The 12,657-nt window shown below is 37.8% G+C and carries 10 protein-coding genes, 1 riboswitch and 1 other annotated feature (1 of these 12 cut by a window edge); all 10 genes read right to left on the reverse strand.

What is annotated here, in order from left to right; translation table 11 throughout:
* Nucleotides 1–18: 18 nt before the first annotated feature.
* The gene (locus tag BM098_RS00680) at nt 19–771 is read right to left on the reverse strand and encodes a prepilin peptidase (RefSeq protein WP_089829342.1); all 753 of its coding nucleotides are present in this window, start codon (nt 769–771) and stop codon (nt 19–21) included.
* Nucleotides 772–841: 70 nt separating this feature from the next.
* On the reverse strand, nt 842–1,186 hold the full coding sequence (locus tag BM098_RS00685) for a competence type IV pilus major pilin ComGC (RefSeq protein WP_089829343.1): 345 nt from the start codon (nt 1,184–1,186) through the stop codon (nt 842–844).
* A gap of 75 nt (nt 1,187–1,261) precedes the next feature.
* Nucleotides 1,262–1,345: riboswitch (cyclic di-GMP riboswitch) on the reverse strand.
* Between the two features lie 119 nt (nt 1,346–1,464).
* Entirely contained in the window at nt 1,465–2,667 is a 1,203-nt protein-coding gene (locus BM098_RS00690) for a type II secretion system F family protein (protein WP_089829345.1), read from the reverse strand.
* A gap of 12 nt (nt 2,668–2,679) precedes the next feature.
* A complete protein-coding gene (locus tag BM098_RS00695) occupies nt 2,680–3,711 on the reverse strand; it encodes a type IV pilus twitching motility protein PilT (protein WP_089829346.1) in 1,032 nt (343 codons plus the stop codon).
* Nucleotides 3,712–3,722: 11 nt separating this feature from the next.
* Entirely contained in the window at nt 3,723–5,345 is a 1,623-nt protein-coding gene (locus BM098_RS00700) for a GspE/PulE family protein (RefSeq protein ID WP_089829348.1), read from the reverse strand.
* Between the two features lie 641 nt (nt 5,346–5,986).
* Nucleotides 5,987–7,396 carry a PilX N-terminal domain-containing pilus assembly protein gene (locus BM098_RS00705; RefSeq protein WP_089829350.1) on the reverse strand — a complete coding sequence of 470 codons (1,410 nt, stop codon included), beginning with the start codon at nt 7,394–7,396 and terminating at the stop codon, nt 5,987–5,989.
* A gap of 2 nt (nt 7,397–7,398) precedes the next feature.
* Nucleotides 7,399–7,833: a prepilin-type N-terminal cleavage/methylation domain-containing protein gene (locus BM098_RS00710; RefSeq protein ID WP_089829352.1), complete on the reverse strand. Its 435-nt coding sequence runs from the start codon at nt 7,831–7,833 to the stop codon at nt 7,399–7,401.
* Nucleotides 7,826–8,272: a type IV pilus modification PilV family protein gene (locus BM098_RS00715; RefSeq protein WP_089829354.1), complete on the reverse strand. Its 447-nt coding sequence runs from the start codon at nt 8,270–8,272 to the stop codon at nt 7,826–7,828. The genes BM098_RS00710 and BM098_RS00715 overlap by 8 nt, the downstream gene beginning before the upstream one ends.
* 203 nt (nt 8,273–8,475) lie before the next feature.
* A complete protein-coding gene (locus tag BM098_RS00720) occupies nt 8,476–9,753 on the reverse strand; it encodes a bifunctional folylpolyglutamate synthase/dihydrofolate synthase (RefSeq protein WP_089829356.1) in 1,278 nt (425 codons plus the stop codon).
* 188 nt (nt 9,754–9,941) lie between these two features.
* On the reverse strand, nt 9,942–12,584 hold the full coding sequence (locus tag BM098_RS00725; RefSeq protein WP_089829358.1) for a valine--tRNA ligase: 2,643 nt from the start codon (nt 12,582–12,584) through the stop codon (nt 9,942–9,944).
* A 48-nt stretch (nt 12,585–12,632) separates the two neighbouring features.
* Nucleotides 12,633–12,657 (reverse strand) — a binding site (T-box leader) (it continues 202 nt past the right edge of the window).

Here is a 12,657-nt window from a genome sequence, read left to right on the forward strand (position 1 = left end):
TCATCCTTTATAAATAGATTAGAAAAAGCTAAAATACCAAGTTAATATACTCTCACCAAAAAAGATAACCGTAAGGGCTGCCATACTAATGTATGGACCAAATGGCACTTTAGTCTTCCTTGTTACTTTCCCTCGCAACAATAATACTATATTAATTAACGTACCATACAATGTCGATAATAAAAAGATAAGTAATACACCGCCAATACCAAATAAATAACCAAGCACAAAGAAATACTTCATATCTCCCGCACCCATACCACCTTGACTTAACAAAATAACGACAAAAATTAAGCCAAAACCAATTAAGGCACCAACAAGTGATGAATACCAAGGATCTAGTGGCTCAATAAAGCGTAAAATAACAATTAGTGGAAAGAAAAACAATAAAATTTTATTCGGTATTAAAAAATATGTAAGATCAGTCACGATGATAATTACTGAAAGAGACACGGCAACAACCGCAATCACTGCCTCCATTGTTAAACCATACACAAGGTAGCTAAATAGAAAACCAACCCCCGTTAATAACTCGATTAATGGGTACATCGCGCTAATTTTTGCCCCACACCCTCGGCACTTACCTCGCTGACTAACGTATGAGACAACTGGAATCAGTTCTATAGCACTTAACTGTTTATGACAAGTCGGACAATATGAACGGTCATTTGATAAAAAGTTATTCTTTGGCACACGTAAACCAACCACATTATAAAAGGATCCAAGTACAAGACCAAAGATAAAGAAGGTGATGCTGTAAAAAATCGTCATAACAACACTCCTAGATAGAAATAAAGACCCCTCTTTGGGAGGAGTCATTAATCTTTATTTAATAAGTAAATCAATCAAGCCCATCAACTTCGTATTGATTTTCAGCATCCACTGTGATTTTTACGGTAGTAGGATCGTAATCAGTTGATCTAGTGTCTAAATATCCAGCATCTATTAAATCTTGTGCGGTTATTCCTTCAGTGGGAATTTCATTTTGGACATCATACAGTCTTGCTGCATCCTGTACTAATGCTACTTCCGATTTTGCGGCATTATTCTCTGCATCATTGATAATATTCCCTATCGCAGGTACCGCAATTGCAACGATAATACCTAAAATAACAATAACAGCTAAGAGTTCAACTAACGTAAAACCTTTTTCTTTCTTGAGTAATGTTTTGAATTTGTTAACCATAATAATTCCTCCTCTTAATATGTTTAATGGATGACTTATGGTGATAAAAAAAGACTCACAACATAAATAAACCATTATGATGTCAGCCGGTTGCACTACTTGCTCTTGTTTATCCAAGTGCCCAAATAAGGATAAACCGTCAACGCATCTGAGGTATTTATTAATACTATTATACTACAAATTGGTAACATGTCTACTATTTAATTTAAATTTTATGAACTTTTTTGAATCTTATTATAATATTTTAACAGATACATTCGACTTACGCTCAACTCATTCTAAATACCTTCAAACAGGCTAAACATAGGAATAACTATCGCTAACACAATCGCACCAACAACAACTGCCAAGAAAATAATCATGATGGGTTCGATCAAAGCTTTAAGTTTATCTGCTGCTTCTTCTAACTCTTCTTCATAAAATTGAGCGACTTTTAAAAGCATTTCATCCATCGAACCGGTGGCTTCACCAACCGCAATCATTTGCGTGATTAATTTTGGAAAAACCCAATGGTCTTTCATTGGGGAAGCCAATGACTCCCCTTCTTCTAACGACTTATGACTATCTCTTAGTACTTTTTTAATAACCCGATTTTCTACAACACGTTCTGTAATCATAACCGCCTCTAGAATCGGGACCGAACTATTTAGTAAGGAGCTAAGTGTTTGTGTCATTCTTGCAAGGGCAGCTTTTTGAATAAACAAACCGAAAATCGGGACCTTTAATTTAATTGTATCAAAAATAAAAGCAAACTTTTCTTGTTTATTAAGTGTTCGTACAACCATCACAGCAATTATAATAAGGAGCAACAACACCCACCAGATTGAACCAATTGATTCACTTATATTAAGAACCAGTTGGGTGTATGCCGGTAGCTCTTGATCAAATGATATAAACATATCAGAAAATACTGGGACTAGAAAGACCATTAAGAAAATTGTAATAAAAACGGCTAAGACGCCAATAACCGCAGGATAAGTAAGGGCTGTAATAACCTTTTGTTTCAGTTGGTATTGCTTCTCATAATAGGTAGCCATACGGTCAAGAATGTCATCTAATCGACCACTTACTTCACCCGCATTGATCATACTGACAAGTAATTCTGGGAATAATTTTGGATAACGGCTTAAGGCATCTGATAAAGGTTCCCCCTCTTCAATATGCTCTTTTACTTCTTCTAACGCCTCAGTTAGTGCCTTACTATTGGATTGTTCAGCAAGGATCTCGGTCGCATCAACAAGTGAAATCCCCGCATCAATAAGGGTAGAAAATTGTCTTAAGAAAATAACAAAGTCTTTATTTTTAATCGGATTTCCAATATAAATATCTTTATGTAAGACAGGATTTAAACGTTTAATATCAAATACTACTAATCCAAGTTGTTTTAATTCAAGCAACGCTTCTTTCTCATTTTCACTTTCTAACCTACCCGATGATAACTTTCCTTCAAATGTTCGCGCTTGATAACGATAAATAGCCATCTGTCTACCTCCTTAGGCTTGCCCAATATATGGATCGGCATCACGTTGAGATATTAATCCATCTCTAACCTTTCTGGTGATATCCATTTCCATCGTATGCATACCTAAATCTTTTGATGTTTGCATTGTATTTGGAATCTGATGCATTTTTTCATTTCTTATCAGATTTTTTACTGCTGGTGTGTTTATCAAAATCTCAGTAGCCGCAATCCGACCACTTTCTAATGCTTTAGGGAACAAGCGCTGAGAGATAATAGATTCAAGTACGTTCGCAAGTAACACTCGGATTTGATCTTTTTGATGAGACGGAAACACATCAATAATTCGGTCCATCGTCGAACTCGCACTCTGAGTATGTAGCGTCCCTAACACTAAGTGACCTGTTTCAGCCGCTGTAATAGCTGTTTGAATTGTTTCAAGGTCACGCATCTCACCAACGAGGATTACATCAGGGTCTTGTCTTAAACACGCACGTAAGCCGTTTTGAAAAGACATCGTATCAAAACCTACTTCGCGTTGATCAATAATTGATTGTTTGTGTTTATGCAAGTACTCTATTGGGTCTTCAAGCGTAATAATATGTTTGTTTAAATGTTCATTCATATAATCAATCATAGACGCTAGTGTCGTACTTTTACCACTCCCAGTCGGACCGGTTACTAATACTAAACCGTGCGGTTTAGTTGCAATCTCCTTTAAGACACTTGGCAATTGTAAATCATCAATTTTCGGGATTTTTGTAGGGATGACCCGAAAAGCAATCGAGATATTGTTACGCTGATAAAACATGTTAACACGAAAACGAGACACACCTTCAATGCCGTGTGATAAATCCAGTTCTTTTTCACGCAAAAATCTTTCCCACATATCATCCGTCACAATTGAACGCGCGAGGCGTTTCGTATCGGTTGGAGATAACACGTCACCTTTATGCGGGACCAGGCGTCCGTCAATTCGAAAGATGGGTACAGAACCAACGGTAATATGAATATCTGATGCATTCTTTCTGAATGCAAATGTTAATAGTTCTTTTAAATCCTCCACAAAACAACCTCCTACGAATCAATCGCCACACGCATAACTTCTTCAATCGTTGTTAGTCCTTCTTTCACTTTAAGCAGACCATCATCTACTAAGAAATGCATACCTTGATCTTTAACATAATCTTTAATTTCACGCATACTGGCATTGTTCATCATCAGTTTTTTCACTTGATCATCAATCACCATTAACTCATGAATCGCCATGCGTCCCCGATAACCCGTTCCACGGCAACTGTCACAACCAGCCCCTTCTGTTACTTCATTGATGTCAATCTGGTGCTTCTCAAATAATTCTTGTTCCATGTTTGTCACAGGACGAGTGGTTTTACAGTCTTTACAGACGCGTTTAACTAAGCGCTGAGCCATAACGCCTGTCAGTGATGATATGACAAGGTAAGGTTCAACCCCCATATCAAATAAACGCGGAATGGCATCAACAGCACTATTTGTGTGCAGCGTTGAAAATACGACGTGACCCGTTAGAGATGACCGAATAGCAATTTCTGCTGTTTCACGGTCACGAATCTCACCAACCATGATAATATTTGGATCCTGACGTAAAATCGATCGTAATCCTGCCGCAAAAGTTAAGCCAACAGCACTATTCACTTGAACTTGGTTAACCCCTTCTAGTTGATATTCAACTGGGTCCTCAACCGTGATGATATTTACATCTTCTTGATTCAGTTCATTAATCGATGAATATAACGTTGTTGTTTTCCCAGAACCAGTTGGTCCCGTTAGCAATACAAGACCTGATGGTCGACTAATAACATCGCGGTATTGTTTCAATGTATCTGGATGCAAGTCAATTTCTGTTAACTTTTTGAAAATATTTGTTAAATCTAGAATACGGATAACGACTTTTTCTCCGAATACAGTAGGAAGGGTAGACACCCGTAAATCAATTGGCTTAGCATCTATCACTAATCGAATACGACCATCTTGTGGCATACGTGTTTCAGTAATATTTAAATTAGCTAAAATCTTCACCCGCGCAATGAGCGCGTTTTGAATGCGTTTAGGTAACGTTCGATCATTTCGAAGCATGCCGTCAATACGGTAACGCACCGCAATCTTTCCTTCACTTGGGTCTAAGTGAACATCACTTGCTCTTAACGTGACCCCTGTCTGCAAGATTTGATCTAATAATTTAACAGCTGGCGCATCCGCACCCTCACCTTCCATAGAAAAATCAGCTTCCATATCATAATATTTATTGATGGCTTGTAAAATATCTTCCTTGGTCGCAATAACGGGTTTCACTTCAAACCCGGTTGATAATTCAATATCATCAATGGCGTAGTAATCAAGTGGATCGTTCATCGCAATCGTTAAGATATTTTCATGTTGTTCAATAGGGATTAGAATATTTTCCCGCGCTAATTCTTTTGGCACTAACTCCATTAACTGTTCATTAATTGGGAAACGATATAAAGAGACACTCGAAATATTTAATTGGATTTCTAACACTTCAATTAACTGTTTTTCCGTGATATAACCTTGTTCTACAAGCGCATCCCCTAGCTTTTGACGTGGCTTCTTCTGTTCTAATGCTGAGACAATTTCTTCTTCAGTAATCAAACCTTCCTCTTTTAATACCTCACCTAATTTACGCTTCAATCTTACCGCCATAACCAACCTCCTCTATTTTTTACAAGTAGATCACACTTGTTTAATTACATAATACCGGAGGTTCGCTAGAAACCTCCACATGATTACCAGTATTACTGCCACTACTACTTCTATCACCAAACAGGAAATCACTCGTGTCAATCTTTCCACCGAAGGCATTGTCCCAACTTGAATGTTGACAAGATAACCCCTGAATATAAGAGGCCGATGAAAAAGCGACTAAAAATTTGAATTTAAAAATCCGGAAATTCTTTCCCCACTTTCGTGGGCGAAAACATTTATAATAAGCATAAATCCCACCACTTTATTAGATAAAATAACCTCTTTTTGGGGAATGAGTTTTTATAGAATTTTCATTTTCGGGAAAATCGGACTTTTTCAGTGGCCTCGGATACAAAGGTTATATCTTTTTATTACCACTACCTTCAATTCATTGAACAGTAATTGTAGCATAAGGAAATTCATTAGAAATCGATGAATAATTAGAATAAATATTTTTATAAATTTCCGCGATTAAATCATCAATTAACTAGTTAAAAAAGCCATTCAATTAATTAAACCTTTCACTTTTTGTGTCAATCAATATAAGTGATTCAAGATATGATCAATTAAGACCCGCTTTTGTAGGTGAGTCAAACACTTCATTCGCTCTCAGATACAGGATTTTTAATAATTAAGTCTACATCACTTGCATTACCAAACGGAAATGTGATGTCAGATAGATTTTGGAACTGAATACTTGTACCACCACTCCCAGCATATGTTTTTGCAAGCATGGCTCCGTTAATTTTTGCACCACCAGTGACTGATACATCCGCCTTAGGAGCAATCACTATCATCTCACTAAAAGTACCTCCAGAGAAACTGACTGAGTTTGAATTTGCAGCTAGATATCCACCATAAAAACCTCCTCCACCTGTTAATTCAATAGGCGCCTGCTTCACATAAACAGAGCCTTTTATCTTTTGAGCACCTGAAATAGCAAACTTATTACTACCATAGTAATAAAGATTCATTCTATCTACTAAGCCACCAGAATTGATTGTACTACCTGAACCTATATTAAAATAATCCTTAACATAGAGATTGAGTATGCCATTACCTTGTATGATAATATGACCGTTGCTTAAATCTAAAGTATCTACTATTAAATTACTGACGCCAGGTCCAATTTCGAGATTCAAAGTGGTCTCACTATTCAAAGATACGTTATCAATAAATATATCCCCATCAATTCTAACGCTTTTGATATCACTACCTTTTAAGCTAATATTTGAGAGGACAATATCATAATCCGGTGATTCGGGAATACTATCTATAAGTGATTCATATACAGAATAATCAAATTCAGAAGACTGATGTACTTTGGGAACTTCGTTACCGCTATAGTAGCTTGGTATATCTAACAAGTCATTGCTTATTGAATTATTCACAAAAATATGACCTTGATCGCTCGAGATACTAGATATTTTAGCTCCACCATCAATTTTAAAAGATTGTTCTGACGGTTGTTCCATATATACGTCTCCATTAATAGTTGCTCCTCCTGTTATTGAAACTTGATTCTTTACTAAGAGCGAAGCATCAACAGGAAAAGGAGGGGAATTACCACCTTTTGGTGACCAATTCACCTCAATATTATTACTGACGTTTCTAATTTTGTCATTTACATTACCTTCTGAATTAATCATTACATTATCATGATTATTAATAATTTCAACTGAAGCCGTTTTTTGATACCTCGTATCGCTATAATCGTAAACAACGTTATCAAAAGCAGCTAGTTTACTACTTAATTGATCAAAAAATGATTTCTTACTTTGAGTGTTTCCATATGTTTCGAGAATCATCTCTTCAATTTTTAAATAAGCCTCATTCACCCCAGCCTCCGCAATATAATAGGCCGCCTGATAGTCACGTTCATTCTCCGTTAAATTAACATTCGCCATTGCTACAGTACCAACGGATGCTCCCAGCACACTGAGGACAACTAACACCATTAACGTAAAAACTAATGCCACACCTGATTCATTCTTCATTGATCGTTTCATCGTTACCTCCTAAAGTAAAGCATTGTCTGAAGACTCGTCTGTTTACCCTTATCATCCGGCACACTCACAATTTTAATTTCATTAGCTGCTTCATTGGTTAACCACTCAAATGTACTGATATGCTCACTTAATATAACCCCATTACGCTTAATTGTTGTTCCTTGATGTGTATACGTATTTGCACCTAATGTGAGTGTAAATACACCACCACTATCTGATGTTGTTGCCCCTTCATTGACTGTTACTTTTCGAACATCCGTTGTTAGTTGACTCATGATGAGCCTAACATCTCCTTGATGGTCAATAGTTTCAGTTTGTTCAAAGTATTGACGTTGGCCAAAGATATGGGTTGAGCCTACTAATAAGAGAATAATAAATAAGATAGCTAAGACGGCTAATAGTTCGACTAAGGTGATGCCCCGTTCATCTTTAAACACCTGTATCGACCTCCCCATAAATCATTCGCGTTTCGAGTTTCGCATCTTTTCCATCTGGTACGCGAAAAGTAACAACGACTTTTAGTAACCGATCAATTTCTTGATTACTTTCATCCTTCGCTTGTTCAATCGTGATAGTGCCCGTTCCTCTTAGATCAGTGATTTTATAAGTTGTCAAACTTATTGCTGAAACAGGGTCTAACGCCTTGATATTTGATCGAATTGACTCAAGCGTTGGATTGTCTGTGACGATATTATAAACTTCTTCCATATATTCTTGTGCAATAAAACTAGCATTTAAATTTTCCTCAGATATTTCTGTTGTACGGGCAGAGTTAATAAAAAATGCTAAAAAAGTGACAACAATTAATGACAAAATGACTATCGACGCCAGTACTTCAACTAGTGTCAATCCTTTCTCATTGCAATATTTTTTCATCACACTCATCTCCCCCTCAACCGATAACCATTATGTATTATGTGCCGTTGGACCCTTATGTTATATGCTGGCCTTCATGTTCAATTTACTTTTAAAGAAAGAGTTAACGCGCACGTTAACTCTTCAATTGATATTCTATGATGTTATCTTTGATGTTTTTTGTGATTATTATCCATTGACTCTTCTAGTATAAGCCTAACTAACTATTTCTGCAAGACTCTACACTTAATATTTTGGCGGACTTTACCAATAAAGTCTAACGAACCTACGACATATGTCACTTGTTCTGCCTTTGTCATTTTTTCTATAAAGACTTGCCAATCTGGTGCTTCTTTAATTTTAAGACCTTTAGGTGCCAGTTTCTTTAATTCTTCGATAGAAGCAGCTCTTGGATGATTAAAAGTTGTGAAGATGATATTATCCGTCACTGTGCGAATAACTTCAAGCATCTGTTTGATTGGTTTGTCTTTAAAGGCTGCAAATAACACCTGAATCTCTTGATTATCCTCTTGTGTTTCTTTGATTGTATCAACAAACACCTGCATGGCTTCTGTATTATGAGCCCCGTCAATAATAATATCAGGCGCTGTTGATATTTGTTCAAACCGGCCTTTGATTGCCGCTTCTTTAATCCCACGTTTAATTTGTCCAAGACTGACATTATCATGATCTTGATTTAACACAAATAATGTTTTAATCGCTACCGCCGCATTACGCGCTTGATGTGTCCCTTTCATTTTGAGTGAAAAGGCAAGTTTTAGATTCATCGATTGATACGTCCATTCATCTTCTGCTTGTTTCACACTAAAACTCTCGCCATAAAAATAAAACGGTGACCGTTTTTGATTCGCTTCTTTTCGTATGACTTGTCTAGCCACATCAGATACATCACCAACAATGACAGGTATCTCTTCTTTAATAATGCCTGCTTTTTGTTTTGTGATTTCAGGTAATGTGGTTCCTAAAAACTGCATATGATCATAACCAATCGATGTAATCACAGAAGCGATGGGTGTAAACACATTCGTCGCATCATCACGACCACCAAGGCCTGCTTCAATGATTGAAACATCAGCATAGTCTTGAAAATATTTCAATGCAATCACCACCATAATCTCAAACGAACTTGGTGGATCTTGTTCTTTATCTAATTGATCGATCATCGGTTTGACTTGATTAAAATAATTGACATAGAAGGTTTCATCAATCGGTTCCAAATTCATTTTAATCATCTCTTGTCGGTCCGTTAACGAAGGTGACATGAATGTTCCAACTTGTTTCTCACACGCCCTGTAACAAGAGGCTAAATACGTGACCGTTGACCCTTTTCCATTGGTCCCAGCGACATGGATACCTTTAAAAGATTGCTCATAAAAATTAACAGACTTAAGTAGTCGAATGACACGATCAAGTCCAGGTTTAATACCAACTTTCTCACGTTTATCTAAATATTGATTAACACTTATACAAGTTGTAAACATACAACAAACCCCCTTCGTTTTCTCTTTATCATGACTAACATTGTAGCCGTTTTTACTACGTTTGAAAAGCCTCTTTTTAAAACTCTAGTAAAACTCTTAGAAAAGTCCTGTTTTTTGGTTGTGGCATAGAAAAAGGATATAAGCGCGTGCTTATATCCTTTCGCTATGACAATACGGTTATATCATACTTATTTCGTTAATTCGCTAATGCGTGCGGTTACTTTCTCCCGCTTATCCATATAATCTAACTTTTTACGCTGTTCTTCTTGAACAACATTATCAGGCGCTTTATTCACAAAGCCTGGATTGGATAATTTCTTTTCAACGCGTTCAACTTCTTTATTTAACTTAGCTAATTCTTGATTTAAACGTTCGATTTCTTTATCTACATCAATCAAACCTTCAAGTGGCAAGAACAGTTCCGCACCCGTAATAACCGCAGACATCGCTTTTTCTGGGACACTCACTTCAGTATCAATAGTTAAGTGTTCTGTGTGACAGAACTTTTCGATATAATGTGATTGAGTTTCCAGTGCTGTTTTCACTTCAGCATTATCGACTTGAATCAATAAGTCGATTGGTTTTGACATCGGCGTATCGACTTCTGAACGAATATTACGCACAGAACGAATGATGCTAATCAGACGCTTCATTTCTTCTGCGGCTGTTGGGTTCATATCTTGTTCATTCACCTCTGGCCACTTGGCAACTGTGATTGACTCACCTTCATGAGGGAGGTGTTGCCAAATTTCTTCTGTGACAAATGGCATCATTGGATGCAACATCCGTAGGATTTGATCCAGTACATAGACTAACACCGACCGGGTTGTTTGTTTTGCTTGTTCGTCTTCACCAAAGAGTGGAAGTTTTGCCATTTCAATGTACCAATCACAAAACTCATCCCAAATAAAGTTATATAAATGACGACCCGCTTCACCAAAGTCGTAACGATCTGTATGTTTGTTTACGAGCGCAATCGTTTCATTTAGACGCGTCAGAATCCACTCATCACTCACGTTACGGTGCTCACTAAAGTCAATGTCTTTTACTGTCATGCCTTCGGCATGCATTAATACGAAACGCGATGCATTCCAAATCTTATTAATGAAGTTCCAAGTTGATTCAACCTTCTCCCACTGGAAACGCAAATCTTGGCCTGGTGTTGAGCCAGTCGCTAGGAAGTAACGCAAAGAGTCAGCCCCGTATTTTTCAATGACATCCATTGGATCGACTCCGTTACCGAGTGATTTACTCATTTTACGACCATCCCCATCACGCACAAGACCATGAATCAGTACGTCATCAAATGGACGCTCATCAGTGAAGTGTTTCGATTGGAAGATCATTCGCGCAACCCAGAAGAAGATAATGTCGTATCCAGTCACGAGCGCATTGGTTGGGAAGTAACGCTTAAATTCTTCATCTTCAATGTCTGGCCAGTTTAAAGTTGAAAACGGCCACAAGGCAGATGAAAACCATGTATCTAATACATCGTTATCTTGCTCCCAGTTCTCAATGTCAGTTGGTGCTTCTTTACCGACATAGACTTCACCGGTTTCTTTATGGTACCAAGCCGGAATACGATGTCCCCACCATAGTTGACGTGAAATACACCAGTCACGAATATTATCCATCCAACGTAAGAAAGTGCCTTCAAAACGTTCTGGGACAAAGTTTACCTTCTCATCGTCATTCGCTTGTGATTTCATCGCTTCTTCTGCGAGTGGTTGCATTTTAACGAACCATTGTGTAGAAAGATAAGGCTCTACAACGGCCCCGCTTCGCTCCGAGTGACCGACCGCATGCATATGTTCTTCTATCTTAAATAACACACCCGCATCTTGTAAGTCTTTCACGATTTGTTTACGACACGCAAAACGATCGAGTCCTTCGTATTTGCCGGCGCGTTCATTCATCGTACCGTCTTCATGCATGACGAGTACGCGTTCTAAGTTATGACGATTTCCAATTTCAAAGTCATTTGGATCATGGGCTGGGGTGATTTTCACCGCGCCAGAACCGAATTCCATGTCAACGTAATCATCTGCAACAATCTCGATTTCACGACCCACAATCGGCAAGATCACCTTTTTACCGATCAGGTGTTGGTAGCGTTCATCTTTTGGATGTACCGCAACGGCCGTATCTCCTAGCATCGTTTCTGGACGAGTTGTCGCAATTTCAATGTGACCAGATCCATCTTTTAATGGGTATTTCATGTGATAGAAGTGTCCCATCACATCTTCGTGAATAACTTCGATATCTGATAACGCTGTTTTTGTTTGTGGATCCCAGTTAATAATATATTCCCCGCGGTAAATTAAACCTTCTTCGTATAACTTCACAAAGACTTCTTTGACCGCTTCTGATAGTCCTTCGTCTAAGGTAAAGCGTTCACGTGAATAATCGAGACCAAGCCCCATCTTTTCCCACTGCGTGCGAATAAACGAGGCATATTCTTCTTTCCAATCCCAAGCTTTTTCTAAGAATTTTTCTCGGCCTAAGTCATAACGACTAACGCCTGTCTCTTTTAGTTTTGCTTCAACTTTTGCCTGTGTGGCAATACCAGCATGGTCCATCCCTGGTAAATATAAAACATCATAGCCTTGCATTCTTTTCATCCGCGTAACAATGTCTTGCAGCGTCGTATCCCACGCATGACCGATGTGTAATTTCCCGGTCACGTTTGGCGGGGGAATAACAATCGTATAAGGTTGTTTCGTTTTATCATTTTTCGCTTCAAAGAATTTACCGTCTACCCAGTACTTATAGCGGCCTTGTTCTACAGCCGTTGAATCGTACTTTGGCGGTAAGTTGTGTGTGTTTTCCATCTGTTTTGCCTCCCTTAAATATAAAAAACTCAAATCATCCCTTTAATAATAAAGGACGAATTGAGTTACATTT

It is taken from the genome of Halolactibacillus halophilus (genome assembly GCF_900115605.1).
GTDB classification, from domain to species: Bacteria; Bacillota; Bacilli; order Bacillales; family Amphibacillaceae; genus Halolactibacillus; species Halolactibacillus halophilus.